14 protein-coding genes and 2 pseudogenes are annotated in these 21,473 nt (G+C 41.3%); 11 read left to right on the plus strand and 5 right to left on the minus strand.

Annotated features, from left to right (window positions below):
• Positions 1–132: 132 nt before the first annotated feature.
• Positions 133–366: a transcriptional regulator SplA domain-containing protein gene (locus NIE32_RS03495; RefSeq protein ID WP_253053060.1), complete on the plus strand. Its 234-nt coding sequence runs from the start codon at positions 133–135 to the stop codon at positions 364–366.
• 14 nt (positions 367–380) lie between these two features.
• Positions 381–1,409: a spore photoproduct lyase gene (gene splB / locus NIE32_RS03500; protein ID WP_253053062.1), complete on the plus strand. Its 1,029-nt coding sequence runs from the start codon at positions 381–383 to the stop codon at positions 1,407–1,409.
• Positions 1,410–1,729: 320 nt separating this feature from the next.
• On the opposite strand, the gene msrA is transcribed toward splB, so the two are convergent.
• Positions 1,730–2,692, minus strand: coding sequence for a peptide-methionine (S)-S-oxide reductase MsrA (msrA, locus tag NIE32_RS03505; protein ID WP_290443426.1), 963 nt, complete (start codon positions 2,690–2,692; stop codon positions 1,730–1,732).
• 351 nt (positions 2,693–3,043) lie between these two features.
• On the opposite strand from msrA, the gene NIE32_RS03510 reads away from it, so the two are divergent.
• The 6 genes and pseudogenes from NIE32_RS03510 to NIE32_RS14410 form a co-directional block, all read left to right on the plus strand.
• Positions 3,044–5,428 carry a phosphoketolase family protein gene (locus NIE32_RS03510; protein WP_253053065.1) on the plus strand — a complete coding sequence of 795 codons (2,385 nt, stop codon included), beginning with the start codon at positions 3,044–3,046 and terminating at the stop codon, positions 5,426–5,428.
• A 192-nt stretch (positions 5,429–5,620) separates the two neighbouring features.
• A complete protein-coding gene (locus tag NIE32_RS03515) occupies positions 5,621–6,112 on the plus strand; it encodes a hypothetical protein (RefSeq protein WP_253053290.1) in 492 nt (163 codons plus the stop codon).
• 193 nt (positions 6,113–6,305) lie between these two features.
• The gene (locus NIE32_RS03520; protein ID WP_253053067.1) at positions 6,306–7,136 is read left to right on the plus strand and encodes an FTR1 family iron permease; all 831 of its coding nucleotides are present in this window, start codon (positions 6,306–6,308) and stop codon (positions 7,134–7,136) included.
• Between the two features lie 329 nt (positions 7,137–7,465).
• Complete coding sequence (locus NIE32_RS03525) at positions 7,466–8,845, plus strand: MATE family efflux transporter (protein ID WP_253053069.1); 1,380 nt, start codon at positions 7,466–7,468, stop codon at positions 8,843–8,845.
• Positions 8,846–9,355: 510 nt separating this feature from the next.
• Positions 9,356–12,835, plus strand: a pseudogene (locus NIE32_RS03530) (bifunctional glycosyltransferase/CDP-glycerol:glycerophosphate glycerophosphotransferase); the annotation flags it as partial.
• Positions 12,836–12,901: 66 nt separating this feature from the next.
• Positions 12,902–14,047 (plus strand): annotated as a pseudogene (locus tag NIE32_RS14410) (CDP-glycerol glycerophosphotransferase family protein); the annotation flags it as partial.
• Positions 14,048–14,292: 245 nt separating this feature from the next.
• Here NIE32_RS14410 and NIE32_RS03535 read toward each other — a convergent pair.
• The 3 genes from NIE32_RS03535 to NIE32_RS03545 are packed head-to-tail and all read right to left on the minus strand — an operon-like array spanning position 14,293 to position 17,236.
• Positions 14,293–15,174: a glycine betaine ABC transporter substrate-binding protein gene (locus NIE32_RS03535; protein WP_253053073.1), complete on the minus strand. Its 882-nt coding sequence runs from the start codon at positions 15,172–15,174 to the stop codon at positions 14,293–14,295.
• A gap of 25 nt (positions 15,175–15,199) precedes the next feature.
• The gene (locus tag NIE32_RS03540) at positions 15,200–16,036 is read right to left on the minus strand and encodes an ABC transporter permease (RefSeq protein WP_253053075.1); all 837 of its coding nucleotides are present in this window, start codon (positions 16,034–16,036) and stop codon (positions 15,200–15,202) included.
• A gap of 3 nt (positions 16,037–16,039) precedes the next feature.
• Positions 16,040–17,236 (minus strand): quaternary amine ABC transporter ATP-binding protein, encoded by a 1,197-nt coding sequence (locus NIE32_RS03545; protein WP_253053077.1) that lies wholly within the window; start codon positions 17,234–17,236, stop codon positions 16,040–16,042.
• Positions 17,237–17,734: 498 nt separating this feature from the next.
• Between NIE32_RS03545 and NIE32_RS03550 the strand changes: the two genes are divergently transcribed.
• A complete protein-coding gene (locus NIE32_RS03550) occupies positions 17,735–18,265 on the plus strand; it encodes a GbsR/MarR family transcriptional regulator (protein WP_253053079.1) in 531 nt (176 codons plus the stop codon).
• 197 nt (positions 18,266–18,462) lie between these two features.
• Here NIE32_RS03550 and NIE32_RS03555 read toward each other — a convergent pair whose 3' ends face one another.
• The gene (locus tag NIE32_RS03555) at positions 18,463–19,128 is read right to left on the minus strand and encodes a Crp/Fnr family transcriptional regulator (protein WP_253053081.1); all 666 of its coding nucleotides are present in this window, start codon (positions 19,126–19,128) and stop codon (positions 18,463–18,465) included.
• A 232-nt stretch (positions 19,129–19,360) separates the two neighbouring features.
• Between NIE32_RS03555 and larA the strand changes: the two genes are divergently transcribed.
• Together larA and larB are read left to right on the plus strand one after the other, a co-directional pair.
• Entirely contained in the window at positions 19,361–20,635 is a 1,275-nt protein-coding gene (larA, locus tag NIE32_RS03560) for a nickel-dependent lactate racemase (protein WP_253053083.1), read from the plus strand.
• 28 nt (positions 20,636–20,663) lie between these two features.
• Complete coding sequence (gene larB, locus NIE32_RS03565; RefSeq protein ID WP_253053086.1) at positions 20,664–21,410, plus strand: nickel pincer cofactor biosynthesis protein LarB; 747 nt, start codon at positions 20,664–20,666, stop codon at positions 21,408–21,410.
• Positions 21,411–21,473 lie beyond the last annotated feature (63 nt).

Below are 21,473 nucleotides of genomic sequence, written 5' to 3' on the forward strand. Positions count from 1 at the left end.
TTGCATGATTTCAATCGTATTGAATTCGTAAGTTTTATTGATTCATTATCATTTATAGTCAATAAATTGTAAATCTCTCGGTTTCTGGACATAATCAACAAAGAACATTCACCCTGAGGAGGCGTTTAAGAAATGAAAAAAGATGATTTGCGACTAGGCGATTCCGTCTTTGTCCTTTGCCGAAATCCACATACCGCAACTGCGACCTTGATTCAAGAAGCGGAAGTTGTATCGCATCCGGAAAAAGAGGGGGACAAGGCCCTACTTTTACATGATATGTACTATGAATTTGCCGAGGACGATGCTGTATTTTCTTCAATTGAAGAAGCAAAACACGTCTACCAGGAAATATATGATGAGGACTAAAGAGGTGCTAATTCATGGTTAAACCTTTTACCCCCCAACTTGTCTATATAGAACCCCGTGCATTGGATTATCCACTCGGCCAGAAACTGAAAGAAAAATTTGAAGGTATGGGTATTGAGATTCGTGAAACAACGTCGCACAATCAAGTACGCAATATTCCCGGTGCAAATGATTTTCAGAAATATCGCAATGCCAAATCCACCTTGGTTGTCGGGATTCGCAAGACACTCGAATTCGCTAATTCAAAACCTTCAGCTGAGTATGCGTTGCCACTGGCGACCGGGTGCATGGGGCACTGCCATTATTGCTATCTGCAAACCACAATGGGCGCAAAACCCTACATTCGGACGTATGTCAATGTGGATGAAATCCTTGAGCAAGCAGATAAATATATGAAAGAGCGCGCACCTGAAACGACACGCTTTGAAGCCGCCTGCACCTCCGACATCGTCGGTATTGATCACTTGACGCATTCACTTAAGAGAGCGATTGAATTCTTTGGCAAGAATGATCTTGGTCAGCTCCGCTTTGTCACTAAATTTGCACATGTCGATCACTTATTGGACGCAAAGCATAATGGGCGTACACGCTTTCGATTTAGTCTGAATGATGAGTATGTGATCAAATACTTTGAACCGGGTACTTCCAGACTTTTGGAACGCATTGAAGCGGCCAAAAAAGTATCGGATGCCGGTTATCCGCTTGGTTTCATCATCGCACCGATCTATATTCATGATGGCTGGCAGGAAGGGTATCGGCAGCTCTTTGAAATACTGCACGACCACCTGCCTGAGCCAAAAGGGGTGCCCATTACCTTTGAATTAATACAACACCGATTTACCGCGCCTGCAAAACGCGTCATTGAGAAAAACTACCCGAACTCTAAGCTAATTATGAATAAAGAAGAGCGTCGCTATAAATGGGGGCGCTACGGGATTGGTAAATATATCTATAAGAAAGAAGACGAACATTTACTCCAAGAGACCTTAGTAGGGTACATTCATCATTACTTTCCCAATGCAGTTGTCGAATACTTTACGTAACTAGATGTTGGCTACTGTGAGTTAAAAAGTATTTAGAGAAACAAGGCTAAGCCTGATCCTTGGCTAGCACTCTTTATCCGGAACTTGTGCGTTAATGACACACTTCAGTTGCTCGCTTGACGTTGGAGATCCGTGAGCCTTCTCAGTCAATCCGCTGTCTGCGGGGGCTCACTTGGCTCGCTACTCCCGTAAGCGTCTCGCACGTTCGTGTTTGAATCAGAACTTTTTTCAGTGTTACACCGCTGATATGGACCTTAAGCTCTTTAAATAAAAAAAGAGCGGTCATCGACACGCTCAGAAGGAAAAATTGATCTGTTACTTTAAGTTTCACTGTCAAAAAGCTGACTGTATTCTCCATAGCCTTCGGAATCCAGATCTTCTTTTGGAATAAACCGCAAGGCAGCAGAATTAATACAAAACCGCAGTTTTGTTGGAACAGACGGCTCAGGGAACACATGTCCTAGATGTGAGTCACCCAGTTTGCTGCGCACTTCATTGCGCAACATTTGAAACGAGTTGTCTGGAACGGTCACAATGCGATGGGTACTAATCGGTCGCGTAAAACTTGGCCATCCGCATCCCGCGTCATATTGATCTGTGGTTGAAAATAGGGGCTCACCGGAAACAAGATCGACATATATTCCTGGCCTTTTATTGTCCCAATAAGCATTCTGGAAGGGTGGCTCCGTCCCTTTCTTTTGCGTCACTGTGTATTGAAGCGGTGTCAAAGTCTCCTTCAGCTGTTTTTTATTCTTTTTAATGCCCCAATGTTTGGCAATGAAATCTTCACGACCGGAATTTTGACGGTACATCCTATAATTTCTCGGATCCTTACGATAGTAATTCTGATGAACTTCCTCCGCAGGATAAAATCGAGCGGCTGGAACAATTGGTGTTACAATCGGTTTACGAAAGCGTCCGCTGTCTTCAAGTGCTTTCTTTGATGCTTCAGCCAATGCTTTCTGTTCTTCATTATGATAGAAGATGCTGGTCCTGTACTGATCACCACGATCATGAAATTGACCCTTGCGGTCTGTTGGATCGATCTGTTGCCAATAAAGTTCCAATAGCTTCTGATAAGGGAAAACATCAGGTTCAAACGTGATTTGTACAGCTTCAGCATGGCCGGTATCCCCATAGCAAACCTCTCTATAGGATGGGTTTTCCGTATGACCGCCGGTATATCCCGAGACCACCTCAATAATCCCCGGCTCTTGATCAAAGGGCTGAACCATGCACCAAAAACACCCACCGGCAAAGGTCGCCTTTTCTGTTCTGCTCAATTGAATCCCTCCACTTGATCATCCATAACCAACATTTCCATGTATACTTTTATATAGATGAGAACGTTTCCTTCATTATCCAATATTTTTTGCGGTATGCCAAAGAAACTGTACTCATTCTCTAGACTTCTACTGAGTATCTGAATACCTGTTCATAAAATGGCTTTGATTATTTTCTTCAACAATTGTTGTTTTATTTCTAAAAAAAAATATTTTTTGAAAAAAAGCACCCTGATTCTTGCAATAATGCGCATTTATTTTCTACACTAGTTTTGATCACACTAATCATGATGAAAAATGGTGAAACAAAACATGATCCAAATAGTCACATTCTGAAAGGAGTTGTCACATATGATTGAATCAACGGAAAAAACAGTAGATTACTCTTCTCCAGCCTACCTTGATCTTCTCGATAAATACTGGCGTGCTGCAAATTATCTTTCAGTTGGTCAAATTTATTTGAAAGATAACCCACTGCTTGACCGCCCGCTTAAACCTGAAGATGTAAAGGTGCATCCGATTGGGCATTGGGGAACGATTGCTGGCCAAAATTTTATTTACGCCCATTTAAATCGCATCATCAACAAATATGATTTAAGTATGTTCTACATCGAGGGTCCTGGTCATGGTGGTCAGGTCATGGTCTCTAATTCATATCTCGATGGCAGCTACAGTGAAATTTATCCAAGCGTGTCACAGGATAAAGAAGGAATGAAACGACTGTTCAAACAATTCTCGTGGCCTGGAGGAGTGGCTTCCCATGCCGCACCGGAAACACCTGGATCCATTCATGAGGGCGGAGAACTCGGCTACTCCATTTCCCATGCAACCGGTGCAATTCTTGATAATCCAGACGTGATTGCTGCCGTAGTTGTCGGGGATGGAGAAGCAGAAACCGGACCTTTAGCCGCATCTTGGCATTCCGCACGATTTATTAATCCGATTCATGATGGTGCTGTTCTGCCAATTCTATACGTGAATGGCTTTAAAATAAGCAATCCATCTATTTTCTCCCGAACCTCAGATCAGGATATCGCTAAGTACTTCGAAAGTTTGGGCTGGGAACCATTCTTTGTTGAAGGACATGAGCCGAAAAAAGTGCATGAACTGATGGCAAAAGCAATGGATGCAGTCGTTGAAAAAATTAAGTCCATCCAGAAAAATGCTCGAGAAAACGAAGATGTCAGCCAACCAAGATGGCCAATGATTGTCTTTCGAAGCCCTAAAGGTTGGACCGGCCCAAAAACATGGGACGACAAGCCGATCGAAAATTCGTTCCGCGCACACCAAATTCCCATTCCGGTTGATCGGAACCATATGGAGCATGCTGATCAATTGGTGAACTGGTTAAAATCTTATCAACCTGAACAATTATTTGACGCCAATGGTGTGCTGCAAGCTGAAATCTCGGAAATAACCCCAAAAGGGGATCAACGGATGGCGGCAAATCCAATCGCAAACGGTGGCATCAACCCGCGTGAGTTACGTCTGCCCAATTTTAGGGATTACGCCCTAGCGATTAAGGAACACGGAAAACAAGTCGCACAAGACATGTCTGTTTTTAGCACGTATGCCCGAGATATCATTGTTTCGAATCCGGACAATTTCCGTGTATTTGGTCCTGATGAAACGGCTTCGAACAGATTAACTGCGCTCTTCGAAGTCACTGATCGACAATGGTTAGGCGACGTTTATGAACCACGAGATGAATTTGTCGCTCCCCAAGGACGCTTGCTCGATACCCAACTGTCTGAACATCAGGCCGAAGGCTGGCTTGAAGGCTATACATTGACCGGTCGTCATGGGTTTTTCGCCAGCTATGAAGCGTTCCTCAGAGTCGTTGATTCCATGCTCACCCAGCATTTTAAATGGTTGCGGAAGTCAAGCGAATTAAGTTGGAGAAGTTCATATCCATCACTGAATTTGATTTCTTCATCAACCGTTTTTCAGCAGGATCATAATGGCTATTCTCATCAAGATCCCGGACTTCTCTCACATTTAGCAGAAAAAAAACATGAATTTATTCGTGAGTATCTCCCAGCAGATGCGAATACGCTGCTCGCCGTCGCGAACAAAATATTCAAGAGCCATGACAAAATTAACCTTGTCGTAGCGTCCAAGCATCCACGTCAACAATGGTTTTCTATTGACGAAGCAGCCGACATGGTGGACAGCGGTCTGCGCATCATCGATTGGGCAAGTACCGATCAAGGGACAGAAACAGACATTGTCCTTGCCAGTGCAGGAACAGAGCCGACACTGGAAAGTCTGGCTGCAATCCAATTGTTGCACCAAGCCTTTCCAGAAATGAAGATTCGTTTTGTTAATGTCGTGGATTTGCTTAAACTCAAAACTCCAAAGAAAAGTGCTCACGGTCTATCCGATGCTGAGTTCGATCATTACTTTACAAAGAATAAGCCGGTATTGTTCGCATTCCATGGTTATGAAGACTTGATTGAGGACCTTTTCTTCGGACGCCATAATACAAACTTGACTGTGCATGGTTACCGCGAAAACGGTGATATTACCACCCCATTTGATATGCGTGTGCTGAATCAGCTTGACCGTTTCCATCTTGCGAAAGAAGCGATCATGCAACAACCGCAATACGCTGAAAAAGGTGCTGCCTTCATTCAAAAAATGGATGATATGATCGCTAAGCACAACCACTTCATTCGTGAAGAGGGCATGGATCTCCCAGAAGTGACGAACTGGACATGGCAGCCACTAAACTAACGGTATACTGTCATTCCTTGTAACAATACACAACCCCCAACGGTCAGATGCATCTCATCTAACCGTTGAGGGTTATTTTTTTCAGGATGAACCCATATATAGCCGATAAGCTCCTATGCACCTGATCTAGGCATTTCACATAAATTATTCACTGAAATGATTTGTATACAGGAGATCGGGGGATCGATGAATATGATCAATTTTTACTCTTTTCGTGGCCAGGTTACCATGATTAATGATTTTTTTACCGGACAAAATGGAGAAGGCTCAGGATGCAAAAAACTAGTATCCGTAGAAAATAGCCAGGGAGAACTCGTAAATTTCGTGGTGGCACCAACAACTTATTTTGTCGATCACGTCATGATCAATGTAGGGGACAACGTAACCGGATATTATGATGGCAATGCTCCAGTCCCACTGATCTACCCGCCACAATATCAGGCACTCATCATGGTCAAAGAAAGTCCCACTCAAAATGTAAAAGTTGACTTTTTTAATCGTCAGTTGGTAAGCAGTGATGGTCAATTAAAATTAAACATTTCTCCCTCCACACAAATCGTACTTACAAATGGGCAAGCCTTTACTAATAATCCGGCAAACCGAAATTTGATTGTGATCTACGGGCCAACAACGCGAAGCATTCCCGCCCAAACGATACCTTTTAGAATCATTGTCTGGTGTTAAGTACTGGAGTTCGGTTTTTCTCACTTTTTCACACGAATAACTTATCAGCAAATGAGTAATTATCCCACTCGCATTTCGATATATATAAACGATAAGGAATCCAACTCCCGATAACGGTATTGACAAACACAGCCTCCTTATATGATAATGATTATCAATGTCACCAATGTGATTCATGAAAAGGAGCGATACCATGTTTGGAGCCGCGTTGTTAGTTGCCTTGCGCGAAGGATTAGAAATTTCGCTTATTATGGGAATTATTTTTTCCTATTTGCGAGGATTAAATAGAAAAGATACATTTAAACCCGTGTGGATTGGTGCTGGCGTTGCCATAGGCCTATCAATAATTTTAGGTATCATTTTATATCTATTTACCGGCAGTGAAGAATGGAATGGGCAAATTTATTTGGAAACGGCTATCTTTTTTGTTGCTGTCGGCATTTTATCCTATATGACTTTCTGGATGAAGAAGAACAGCCGCGGAATGAATAAAGGCATTCAAGCGTCGATTAATACGGCGCTAAATAACGATAGCGGCAGTTTCCAACTGGTATTATTGGCTTTTCTGACCATCATCCGTGAGGGATTAGAGCTTGTCATGTTCCTTTTAGCAATTTCGGTTGAAGGAAAAGGGGATTTACTATCCCTCAGTTCCGGAACATTCGTGGGCTTAATTATTGCCGTGTTGATTGGTTGGGGCATCTATCAAGGGACCACGAAAATCAACTTAAAAGTATTCTTTCAGGTCATGGGCAATATATTAATTGTTGTCGCAGCAGGCCTTCTCATCAACGCGATTCACGAATTGATCGAATTAGCAATTATTCAACCGGGTGTGTATCTCTATAATTGGGAAAATATACTGAACCGTCACAGCGCAGTTGGTGGTATTCTACATGCACTCGTTGGCTATACCGACCATCTAAGCAGTGTACAGCTTATTGTCTGGCTGGTTTACATTATCCCTGCGATTATTTTGTTTAATAGAAATAAAGTAAAAACAGTACCGAATCCTACTGCTTAAGGCTATTAACTTAACGCTATCCGAGGATCAGAAAAAATATATATGTATTTTGAAGAAAAAGTGGTTGAACATCCTTTCGGACGTTCAACCACTTTTTTGGTTCGCGTGCACGTGTCCTGCCCTATCCCCGTTCTGTACGTCGATCACAACGCGTTATTATTTTTGCTCAAATCCTTTCAGTCGTTGTTCTATCAATTTTTTCTCCTCAATTTTGCTTTCTCCTCAAAAAAAAAATCTCGTGCACTCTATTAATCTAAAATAATCTACAGATTATTTTATAGCATCTAGAGCTTGTGGTGGTGTATTATTGATTTTCGAGGTGTTTTTTGATGTACGATTTGACGAAAGGTAGTCCGATCAAGCAAATTATCTTGTTTACGATTCCCTTGCTTATTGGCAATTTATTTCAACAACTGTATAACGTTGCGGACACGCTCATCGTTGGGCGTACCATTAGCGTACATGCCTTAGCTGCAGTTGGGGCAACCGACAGTTTATTTGCTTTAATTATTGGATTTGCACAAGGGATGACTGCTGGGCTAACGATCGTTACCGCACAACGCTTTGGCGCACGAGATGAGCAAGGTGTGAAACAGAGTTTTGCCATCAACATCATCATCAGTGTTGTTGTTTCCCTATTCTTAACCGTACTCGGAGTGGCATTCGCACGTCCGCTTTTAAATCTGATGGAAACACCCGCGGATATCATTGATGATGCCCAAAAATTTATTGTGGCGTGTTTCTGGGGAATCCTAGCCACAATACTTTATAATCTTTTCAATAATACATTGCGCGCGTTGGGCAACAGCCGTACACCCTTATTCTTTTTAGCGCTCGCTTGTGTGGTCAACATTCTTCTCGATTTTATTTTCATTATTAATTTTCACATGGGTGTGGAGGGTGCCGGACTCGCATCCGTGGTCGCACAAGGGTTTTCGGGTATATTATGCCTGATCTATATTAAGCGCTACGTACCCATACTCGTGCTATCAAAAAAACATTTCTCTTTTCCTATAACGAAATTGAAACAGCATCTCCAGCTTGGTTTGCCGATGGGTTTCCAAACCTCGGTCATATCCATTGGTGCAGTCATTGTACAAATCATGTTGAATACATTGGGGTCCGATGCGGTGGCTGCTTATACGGCTGCAGGGCGGATTGACTTCCTTGCCACACAATTGACCCTCTCGTTTGGCATGACTATGGCAACGTTTTCCGCCCAGAACTTCGGTGCCGGTCATTATGACCGTATTCGCAGTGGGGTCAAACAAACTGTTGTTTTCTCAGGTTTAATCAGTGTTATCATGGGTGCGTTGATCATTATCTTCGGCATCCCATTATGCCACCTATTTGTAGGTGAGCAGCAACCTGTTGTGACCCAATTGGCCCAAACTTATTTTTATTACAACAGCAGTATGTACTTCTTGCTGGCTTTACTTTTTGTCATTCGCTACACCCTGCAAGGACTAGGTTTCAGTTTGGCACCAACACTTGCCGGTTTTATGGAATTAGTCATGCGCTTATTTGCAGGAATGATTTTAATCCGGCAATTTGGCTTTGCCGGTGCAAGTATGGCAAACCCTCTGGCATGGCTTGGTGCTCTTATCATTCTGATTTTCCCATATATTAAAGTAATGAAGCGCCTTAATAAAACATACACGGATGAGAATCATTCAATGCGTATGGCCTACAGAACGAATGCTCGGTGAAGCCCATTCGTAAAATAAAGAACCTCACTTCGATTGATTACGGACGACCGTAACCAAAGAAGTGAGGTTTTTGCTTTTTTCTAAAGGATTATCGTGCGTTTCCTACCTGAATGGTCTTCCTTATACAAATCAATAAATCTTGCAAAGACGAGTGAATGATGACAAGGGAGAGAGAACCCATGGTCCTCCTACTTGTCGTTTTTTTATAAAAAACACTCCACTTATGAAAAGCATAGATCTTTACCATTGGATTGAATATGAGTGATTTCTCACAATTTTTTCAGAGAATTCTCATTGAATACTCATGATAAATTCAAGGAATAATTTGTACACTTAATGGGTTCTTAGGATGGAACACTTTGCGTTGCATGAAATGGATTCGTATCGTTTCAAAGCTAGAATGCACAATGTACATTAAATTGAATGGAAGATATTCAGTTACGTTCAATGATTCGGATAGCTGTACAGTTCAGATACTCATTCAAAATTAATAGGCAAGGAAGAGGTAGAATGGAATATAAAGTTAGCGTTATCGTGCCCGGCTATCGTGTGGCCAAGTATATCAGACAATGCTTGGATTCTTTAGCCCATCAAAGTTTTAAACAAATACAGGTCATTATGGTCGATGATGGCTCTCCTGATATTGAAACAGGCCGAATCATGGAGGACTATGCGTCTAAGTATAACAACTTTCAAGTCATTCATGAGAAGAATAAAGGACTTGGTGCGGCAAGAAATACGGGTATCAAATATGCTGAAGGGGATTATCTCGCATTTGTTGACAGTGACGATTATGTCAGTCTCGATGCTTATGAAGTGATGTATGGCATGGCTGAACATACACATTCAGATATTATCGTCGGAGGAGTCAATCGCTTCAATTCAAAGAAAAATGAGAAGTCGTGGCTGCATAAGAAGGCAATTTGTGACACGCTTGAAAAAACGCATATTACGAAAAGCCCCACATTACTTTACGATACTACAGCCTGGAATAAGCTTTTCAAACGATCATTTTGGATGAAACATCATCTTGCATTTCCTGAAGGTATGCTCTATGAAGATATTCCCGTAACCATTCCTGCCCATTTTTTAGCTGATTCTGTAGACATTGTTGAACAAACCATTTACTACTGGCGAATTAGAGAAGATGACGACAACTCCATTACGCAGAGAAGAAACACTATTGACAACTTTGCTGATCGTTTAAAGGCCTTGCACATGCTCAATAACTTTATGAAGGACCACCATGTATCTCAAGAAATGATAACAGCCAATCAATTAAAATATTTATTGGTTGATTTTTATATCTACCTGAAAGACTTAAAATTTGCAGATTCTGTTTATATAAACAATTTTCAGAAACTGTTATCAAATGAACTTTCAAAAATAGACCCATTATTGCTTCAACAAGTACCTGCTCGTCAAGCACTTGCTTATCAATTCGTGCTTCAAAACAACATGGAAGATGCAATCCGTCTTATGAAGCTCACCAGAAAACAAAATCTTAACGTCAAGCCGTATCGAGATAACGGACATTGGTTCAAAAAATTCAAAGTGTCTGAAACTGCTGAAATGTGCCCTGTCTGTATTGATCATTCTCTTGAAGCTGTTGCTCAAATTAATAAAATTCAATGGAATGATGAGGGCACTTTAGAAATCAACGGCCATGCATACATTGAAGGCATTGACTCGAAAAGAAAATCCCAAGTCGACATAACAGCAAAGATGGTTAATAGTGAAAATGACAAAAAGCTTGAGCTACCCGTGATATTGTCTAAGAATCCGGCTATTACGAGAAAATGGGGCACAGTTAAAACACATAGGATTAATCCATTACTCAGAGTCTACAATTATAATTGGTCATCTTTTTCACTAACGATTGACCCTGATCAGGCTTTGAATGTTTTAAAACAGGGTACTTGGACCATCTATTTAACGGTCACCGTTCAAGGTATACGTAAAACAACTCGACTCGCTTATTCGCTTAAAGAGAACTCCGAATCAAACTACAAAATCATACGCCAAGAAACCGCATGGAAGATAAAAAACAACGGAAAATCTCTACTGGCTATCGAAGTGTATAAGCCGACGGTTCTGATCAAAAACTATGACATAAGGGATAATCAACTAATTATAGTCGGACAGACAAACAAAGAGATTGCTGATCTCTGTTTAAGTTATTTCAATACAAACACAAATGTAATGTCCAGTTTTATCCCAGAAATAAACTATTCTACGAAAAACCAGTTTGAATTAATCGTTCCTAGCGAGAGCATTGGGAAAATGGATTTTAATCAAGTCGGGTGGATTGTCGGTTACCATCTTCACGGTGAAACTCTGCCTCGCTCAGCTGATGCTGATTTAGAAGAACACAGTAAACGATTTACGCTTCATAACCGGAATGTGTGGATAGAAAATAATGGGGGAAAAATTACTTTGTTTGCCTCAAAATATAAACATCCGATCGCCAAGAATTTATCCATTTCCGGAAGTAAGATGGACATCGAGTTAAGTTTCCCATCAGAACTAGGATTAGAGCTTAAAAACTTAGATAAAAAACGTCTTATTTTTCAATCACAAAACAATGGTGTTCAAGTTTCTGCTGATCTCCCAAATACAAATGACGATTGTTACAGACTCCGGTTCGATCTATTGGATAAAGACGGGAACTTCAAAATGTTTCATACGGGTAAATGGAACTTATTCGTGGAATTTGCTGGCATAAATGCTCAAGCAAAGCATTATGCCCTTAAGCTTCCTGTTATTATTTCTAAGGAGTCTAACAAATCACTGTTCCTCTGCTACTCGCTTAAAAACCTATCATTTTCCGTAGAGCGAGGGATGCATGATGCGCTTAACTTTTCCACAAAGATTTCATGGGGATTTATCGACCAATCATCAAGAACAAGAAAATTCGTCAAATGGTATCTCTATCCCCTTATGCGTCTTCTTCCGATTAAGAAAAATGTTGTCGTCTTTGAGAGCCTCTGGGGTAGGTCATTTAATGATAACCCAAAATCCATTTATGATTATATGAAACAAGCCTACGGTAATAACTATAAATACGTGTGGATTCTGAACAATGAGTACACACCTGTTACAGGGCCTGCCATCACTGTACGTAAAAACAGTTGGCGTTATTTTTACTATCTTTCTCGGGGAAAGTATTTTGTTGAAAATACCAATTTCCCTAATTTTTATGTCAAGCGCAAAGGCCAAATAGAAATGCAGACCCTGCATGGAACATTCATGAAAACAATGGGTCTCGATGAAAAAGTCACGTTTAATACAAGACGCAAACAGAACGATCTACTTAAACGATCAGGACGGTGGGACTACCTCATTTCACCAAGTCCTTACATGACAGATGTAGCAAAAAAAGCGTTCTTGTTTGAGCATCAAATGGTGGAATCCGGCTTTCCACGAAATGATGATCTGTATCTGCATAATAACATCCAGTATATACGCAAGATTAAAAAGAAATTAAACTTACCTGCAGATAAAAAGGTCATTCTCTACGCGCCAACATTCAGGAACAAAGATAAGTTTGATCTACATTTGGATTTCGAACAATTGCAGAAAAGACTATCGCCCGATTACATTGTCTTGCTCCGGCTTCATTATTTTGTTTCAAGTCGAATCAACGTTGACGCATTCCAAGGATTTGTCTATGACGTTTCTTCGTATTCTGAGATTCAGGACCTTTATCTCATATCGGACATGATGATTACTGATTATTCATCTGTTATGTTTGACTATGCACATCTAAGAAAACCGATGCTGTTTTTCGCATACGATCTAGACTATTATCGAAATGATTTGCGCGGAATGTATCTAGATTACGAGGAAACGGTTCCCGGTCCAATTGTTCTAAATACTGAAGAGATCATCAATAATATTGAAAATCTGCCGAGTGCCGAATATCAGCAAAAATACGAACAATTTTATAACAAGTTTTGTACGTTCGGTCGCGGTGAATCTGCGAAAAAAGCTGCTGAGAAGCTACTTGAAACAAAAATTGAATTACAGCCGGGTGAACCGTTTATTAGGAATTTCTTGAAGAAAAAAACTAAATTTCTTTATCCTGCCCTCTTCAGACGTATCGGCAAGCTTCCCCGAAAAAAAATCGTTTTATTCGAAAGCTTTTTCGGGCAGCAATACTCAGACAACCCTAGAGCAATCTATGAATACATGAAGGACCACTGTCCAGAATATCAACTGATCTGGAATGTACAAAAAGGATATGAAGATGTGTTTAAGAAAGAAAAAGTCCCCTATGTCATCAAATATTCTTATAGGGGTCTTTTGAAATGGGCAACTGCAAAATATTGGGTGACCAACAGCAGGTGGCCTTTATGGCTTCCGAAGCCTAAGGATACAGTCTATGTTCAGACTTGGCATGGTACACCCTTGAAAACACTAGGTGCAGATATTGAACATATTACAATGCCTGGCATGACACTTGAGAAATATCATAGCCAGTTTACTGAAGAGGCAAGAAAATGGGACTATTGCGTTGCGCCTAACACTTACTCATCAAAAATTTTTAAACGAGCGTTTGAAGTTCAAGGAAAAATGATTAATTCCGGATATCCAAGGAATGACCTTCTCTATCAGAAAAACAATGTCCAGGAAATCAATCAAATCAAAGCGAAGCTCAAGATTCCGCATGATAAAAAAGTTATTCTCTATGCACCAACGTGGCGAGACAATGAATATAAGAAAATCGGCCATTATACGTTTGATTTAAAACTAGACTTGCAGCGCATGCGCAATAAATTCGGCAAAGATGCGGTCCTGCTGCTGAGAATGCACTACCTTATTGCCGAGCAAATCGATCTGAGCGGTTATGAAAATTTTGCGATCAACGTATCTAATTATGAAGATATACGAGAGCTTTATTTAGTTTCTGACTGCTTGATTACCGATTACTCATCCGTTTTCTTTGACTATGCCAATTTAAAAAAACCGATTATTTTTTATACCTATGACCTTGATGATTATGCAAACGAAATTCGTGGCTTCTACTTTGACATTGCGCATGAAGCGCCTGGACCGATCGTCAAAGATATGGATCATTTGCTCCCTGCCGTACAAAACGCCTTAATTTATAGTGGCGAAAATCCATACCCAGCATTCTATGATCATTTCTGTGAATGGGAAGACGGCCACTCATCTGAGAGAGTGGTCCAGGCGATATTCCGTGCATCAAATTCAAATAAAGCGAATCAGTCATTAAATGTGACACCAATTAATGATCGAACAGCCAACCATTCTCAGCATTGAGGAAAAGTGGTTCACAAAAAAATCAACATCAACATTTATCCCATGTGTAAAATAAAAAGCCTCACTTCGGTTGATTACGGACGACCGTAACCAAAGAAGTGAGGTTTTTGCTTTCTATGTTGCATGGGTTAAAAAGAGCGCAATTAAGCGATGCAAGCTATTTATTTTAGATCAGAAATCGAATTAATCTTGACGTACGATGGGACAACAAGTCCCAATTTCGTCCCTTTTAGATTTGGACCCAAATCGATAACTTGATTTTTAAATTCTTTGAGGTAATCGGCATGCGTTGTCGGTAACCATGCCGAAACGATTGCGTCATCACTACCTTTGGCAACACCGGCCCACATCTGTCCGGCACCGAGTTGTTCCAATGTCACATCATAGCCTAAGCTGGTCAGCACAGCACCGACCACATTTGTGCTGGCAATTTCCGATGACCAGGATACATACCCTAATTTAATTTTTTTCCCATTGCCTTTTTTTACACCATTTGTCCATTCAGCAACTTTGCTCTTATTGCTTGCCATCCATTTCTTTGCTGCTTGTTTCGGCTCTGTACCGTTCTTAATATCGAGCATCACTTTGCCCATATCTTTCGTGGTCCAGTAAAACTGATTCAGGAATTTTGTGGCATTCGGATCTTTCTTTTCAAAACCTTTGTGAATGATCGTATGAATTGCTTCTTCCTTGCCATAGGCACCCTTAGGATCTTTCAAGTATTTGAGATCATATTTCTGAAACATCCAATGCGGTGTCCAACCTGTAACCACAATCGGCTTCTTGTTCTTAATCGCTTTATCTAGAGATGCAGTCATCGTGGCTTCTGAGCCCGCCTGCAATGTCCAATTACTTAGGCCGTATGCCTTCATAACTTTATCTTGCGTCAGTTTCATTTCACCTGAACCCGGATCAATACCCATAATTCGATGATCGACCTGATCGCCAAAAGATGTTCCCTGATTCCCGGTATTCTGGCAACCCGCAAGGGCGAAAACAAAAACAAGTAATAAACTAACGAAGCGTGTACTTAACTTTTTCAAAAAATATCCTCCTTCAATAGCCTTATTATTTATGACGGCGTGTATTTTGAGACAATCGGTCAAGCATGATGGCGATGATCACGATTGCGAGTCCTGCCTCAAACCCGATATCGGTACGCAGCGAAGTGACCGCAAGATAGACATCTGCCCCAAGTCCTGGCGCACCGACAAGCGATGCAACTACAACCATGGATAGTGCCAGCATAATACTTTGGTTAACACCAGCCATGATGGTTGGCATAGAAATTGGAAGCTGAACCTTGATTAGTTTCTGCCAAGGTGTCGAACCAAATGCATCCGATGCTTCAATCAAATCTTCCGGCACTTGACGAATACCTAGACTTGTCATCCGAATGGTTGGCGGCATCGCAAAAATAATCGTTGCAACAACACCCGGAGGCATTCCTGTACCAAATAAGAAGATTGCTGGAATCAAATACACGAACGAAGGCATGGTTTGCATGAGATCCAACAAAGGCGTAATGAACTTTCGAAAGGGATTATTGACCCCTGCAAGGATTCCCAGTGGCAGACCAATAATAATCGAAAGGAGTACAGACGTCACGACAAGTGCAAAGGTTTGCATCGTATGTTGCCAGTAGCCCAAGTCGTAGATCAGCCCAAGTCCAAGCAGTGTGAATAAGGCAATGGTCCAGCCTCTGCGCCAATAGGCGATGAAAACAAAAACGAGAATAAACGGGATAGGCGTGATGATGTTGAAAAAGGTCACTAACCCACCGACAAAGGCTTCAATTCCATTGGCTAAGCTGCCAAAGAACATGCCAAAATGATCGGTAATGAATTGTACGAACAAATCTGCCCAATGTCCAAGTGGAATCTTCGGTAAAATTGTTTGGTTCATAAATTACTTCACCTCCGATCTCTGCGACGGAAGGTTTCCTGCCAGAGCTTGGATCACTGCCGGGCGTCGAATGAGGCCCCTTAGTCTGCCCATATCATCAATGACCGGTAGAGGTAGCGTGGATTTGGAAATCAGCTCAAACAAATCGGTCAGCCGAGTATCCATCGTCACTGGCTCCACTTTTTTCACAATACTTCTTGACGACTGCTCCTCTTTAGCAGCATTAGCTGCATCTTCAGCATGAATGACACCGATAAATTTTTTCGTCTTGTCGACTGCAAAGATGCTGGAAATTCCGTCATCACTCATGATTTTCAGTGCAACTCGTGGACCGCGATCGACTTGAATAGCTTCTGCCCGGCTCATTATACGTCCGGCAGTGATAATCTTACTCATGTCAACATCCTCAACGAAGTTTTCCACGTATTCATTAGCCGGATTCATCAATATATCTTCTGCAGAGCCAATCTGGACAATTCGGCCGTCCTTCATCAAGGCGATTCGATCACCAATGCGCAAGGCTTCATCGAGATCGTGAGTAATAAACACAATGGTCTTATGCATTTCACTCTGCAAATCAAGCAGTTCATCCTGCATATCTTTTCGAATCAGCGGATCAAGGGCACTAAAAGCCTCATCCATCAACAAAATATCGGTATCGCTCGCAAGCGCCCGAGCTAGCCCAACCCTTTGCTGCATTCCACCGGAGAGTTGATCAGGCATACTCTCCTCGTACCCTTTCAGTCCAACGATTTCAAGTGCTTTTGCAGCCTTTTCCAAACGTTCCTTTTTATCCACCTGCTGAATCTCTAGCCCATACGCTACATTTTCAAGTATGCTGCGATGTGGAAAGAGCGCAAAACGTTGGAAGACCATACTGATCCCACGTCTTCTCGTATCGCGAAGCTCTTTCTTGTTCATCAATGTAATGTCTTGTCCATCGATGGCTATTGTTCCCGAAGTCGGTTCGATTAACCGGTTAAGCAGCCGTACGAGCGTTGATTTCCCGCTTCCTGATAGCCCCATGATGACAAAGATCTCACCCTCTTCAACCTGAAAGCTTGCGTTACTCACGCCCACATTCATCCCGGTTTTCTTTTTAATCTCGCTTTTAGTTAACCCTTTCTTTAAATAAGACAATCCCAACTTCGGATTTTTTCCAAATACTTTAGTTGCTTGTTTGACTTCAATTTTACTCATTGATACACCTCAACTTTTTTGCAAACAAATAAATACCTAGTATGATCTGTTTTCATCCTTTTTGTCCGCTGTCTCTTTTTCTCCATACCTTGCACTCTGATGCATCTACTTTAATGCTTTCCCGTTCGGCAAATAATATGAATGCAAAGCAAGATCCTCTGCAAATAATACTTACGCCCGCTCGTGTGGATTTCTATACTTGTTGGTCTGTATAGAAAACTCGTGACATGACCCAAGTTATATTCTATCATAAATGTACGTACAGTTTAAACTTTACGTACTGTAATTAAATTATATCGTTGATTTATACTCTTGATTCACCTTTACGCGTCGCTTTTTTCCATTCAATGAAATACTTTTCATATACGCCAACAACGTATAAAATGTAGATTGTATTTTGTACTTTTTACAACCAATAACCTGGAAATGCCTTGCAATAGGCATGTTCTTCACACTAAAATGATCAGGCTGGTGACATTCGCATTGGAGAAAAAAGAAATGATTGAAAATACAAGAGAACGCGTCATCGAAGCAATATCTCAGAATATGTTCTTATATGGTGTGACGCCTTCGATCGGTCGTCTATACGGCACTTTATATTTCAAAGATCAGCCAATGACGTTGGATGATATGAAGGAAGAACTCAAGATGAGCAAAACAAGTATGAGCACTTCTGTGCGTACTTTGAGCGAGTTGAATATGGTTGAAAGAGTTTGGCGAAAAGGCGTCCGTCGCGACCTGTACGAAGCGAAAAAAGATTGGTATCAGATCTTCACGGATTACTTCTCAAACCAATGGCGAAAGGTCACAGCAATCAATGTCAAAGCGGTCAAACAATCCTTGAAAGAACTGAACAAGTTGAAAGAGAACGAGGATCTGACCGAAGAGGAAGCACAAGTGATTCAGGCCGATATCGATAAATATCATTATGTCTTGGACTATTACGATTGGTTAAGTCAATTTCTTGATCTTCTTGAAAGTGACGAAATCTTTAAGATTGTCGAAAAGAAGCAACAAGGAGATAACTAAAAAATAATAGTAATGTACGCAACGATTTTTTGAAAAAAAGATACTGGAAAAACAAAGAAACGAGTCCTCATGTTCTGGGAACTCGTTTCTTTGTTCGTTCATATGTTATTGAAAATGCCTAATTATTTTTTCGAATCCTGAGATTACAAAGGGCCAAATAGCGCAAAAGAATATTTGAAAAGGTACCTAGTAGAGCCTTAGTTTGCAATGTTATCGAGAAGATAGCTGATATTGGTAATGATAAATTTCCGATTCTCGATCTTGAGTACACCGTCATTCTTCAACTCACTAATCATGCGGTTTACGCTGCTTCGGGAGCTAATTCCACAAAAGCCAGCAATATCGTCATTAGTGACTGTGAAATCAATCAATATGCCCTCATGAACCTTCCTACCAAACAAATCAATCAAACTGTAAATAAATGCACAGACAGCCCCCTTTTTACCGTTCATGACCATCCGCTGTGATCGAAAAATGTTCTCCGATAATTTCTTCCGGTAATAATTCTTTACGTAGTTTTGCAATTCAGGTGTCGCATTCACATAGTCCCAGAAAGTGACTCGGTCAATTTTATAAAAGCTCGCTTCCTTCGACTCCACCCGTACATTAAACGGTTGTGAAGTAAATTTCGATACCTCATCACGTAACAAAGAGATTACATCAGGTTTTGCAATATACGACAGATTAAATTCACGACCATCTTGGAGTATGATGCTGTTCTTAATAATCCCTTTCTTTAATACATAGGTGTAATGTTCTTCAAGACCATGATAGGTCAAGTATGTATGTCTACTTTTATTGATAACGGGGACGTGATGTGCATCTAAGTAACTCATCAAATATTCAATGTCTGTTAATACCATTTGTCCTCATTCTTTCGTGTACGTATTTTTCCTATGAGTCGTCCATGCAACACAAAAGTTAGAGTCCCGTATCCATTCTAACCGATTCTCATTTTGTAACTGCATCATTTAAAGTATACAATTGTTAACTAATTTTGAGAATGCCAAACATGGCAGACAGCTGATAAAATTCGCCTTATAACAGACCTTGTAAGAAAAATCTCACAATAAAGAAAAGGGGTTGTCGATCAAAATGGTAGCAATTGACTTACCTTACGACAAAACCACAGTAACAGCGAACATTGCGGACAAGAATTTTGCCGGCAAACTCGTATCTAAAGCTGCGACATACCACAATGAGCATTCAGAAAGGGAAACCGTTGAACGCTCATTGGACAATCCAATTGGTACAGAACCTCTGGAAAGCCTGGCTAAGGGCAAGAAAAATATCGTGATTATTAGTTCCGATCATACGCGGCCGGTACCTTCACATATTATCATGCCTATCCTTTTACGTCGCTTGCGTTCCGCTTCGCCCAATGCACGCATTCGTATTTTGGTCGCCACCGGATTTCATCGTCCATCAACTCATGAAGAACTTGTTAACAAATATGGACAAGAAATTGTCACAAATGAAGAAATTGTCATGCATCGTTCAACGGATGACGATGCAATGGTGAAAATTGGACAATTGCCTTCAGGCGGTGACTGCATCATCAATAAAGTTGCTGCAGAAGCAGATTTGTTACTTTCAGAAGGCTTCATAGAATCCCATTTCTTTGCCGGATTCTCAGGAGGACGCAAATCTGTATTACCTGGGATTGCTTCATATAAGACAATCATGGCCAATCACTCCGGGGAATTCATTAATTCGAATAAAGCACGGACAGGGAACTTAATGCACAATCCTGTTCATAAGGATATGGTTTACGCTGCACGTACGGCTAAATTAGCATTCATTGTCAATGTTGTGCTTGATGAAGATAAAAAGATAATTGGTTCATTTGCCGGTGATATGGAGGCCGCGCATAAAGTTGGTTGCGACTTTGTCCGTGACCTCTCAAGTGTCAAAAAAATCAACAGCGACATCGCCATTTCAACCAACGGCGGGTATCCTTTAGACCAAAATATTTATCAAGCGGTTAAAGGGATGACGGCTGCTGAAGCCACAAATAAAGAAGGTGGCACAATCATAATGGTTGCTGGTTGCCGAGACGGCCATGGTGGTGAAGGTTTCTATCATAACTTAGCCGATGTTGACGACCCTAAGACTTTCTTGGATCAGGCCATCAACACCCCAAGATTGAAGACGATCCCAGATCAATGGACAGCACAAATTTTTGCACGTATCCTTGTGCATCATCACGTCATTTTGGTTTCTGATTTAGTGGATCCGAAATTAATTACAGACATGCACATGGAACTTGCGACATCACTAGATCAAGCTTTGGCGAGTGCCTACAAACGTGAGGGTGCCAATGCTAAAGTTGTGGTTATTCCTGATGGCTTGGGTGTTATCGTGCAATAATTGCTGCAACGATAGGTGGTAACGAAAATTGGAACAACAAGCATTACATGCATTGCTCCGTGACGTCGCAAACGGGAAAAAGTCTATCGACGAAGCAACGCAAGCGCTAAAGACAAATCAATTCGCTGATCTTGGCTTTGCGAAAGTTGACCTTTCTCGAGATAGCCGCAATGGCTATCCGGAAGTGATCTACGGAGAGGGCAAAACCGCTGCTCAAATCATCGGCATTATCGAAACGATGCGGTCAAACACAGTGAATATTCTTTGTACACGCATTTCGTCTGAGAAATATGCGGTTATCAAAACAGCTGAACCTGACGCAATTTACTACAAAGAAGCACGTTGCGTGCTTGTAAACCGTGCAACCGTACCACAGACAGATAGCTATATTGCTGTTGTGACAGCAGGAACTTCCGATATTCCCGTAGCAGAAGAAGCTGCAGTAACCGCAGAAGCATATGGAAATCAGGTAAAACGTGTATATGACGTTGGAGTTGCCGGAATCCATCGACTCTTTGCAAAACTTGACATCATTCGCAGTGCCAAAGTCGTGATTGTAATTGCCGGTATGGAAGGAGCCCTTGCTAGTGTTGTTGGTGGATTAATTGATAAACCGTTAATCGCTGTACCCACAAGCATTGGCTATGGCACCAACTTTAACGGAATCACAGCATTGTTGACCATGCTGAATAGTTGCGCTTCAGGCATAACCGTAGTGAATGTCGATAATGGATTCGGTGCCGCCTACTCGGCAAGCATGATTAATCATTTGTAACATGCATCATCCCAGAATTAATTTTTTATTAAGTGTGGTCTATCGTTAAGCCACACGGTCAAC

Source organism: Sporolactobacillus kofuensis, assembly GCF_024125425.1.
In the GTDB taxonomy this organism is placed as follows: Bacteria; Bacillota; Bacilli; order Bacillales; family Sporolactobacillaceae; genus Sporolactobacillus; species Sporolactobacillus kofuensis.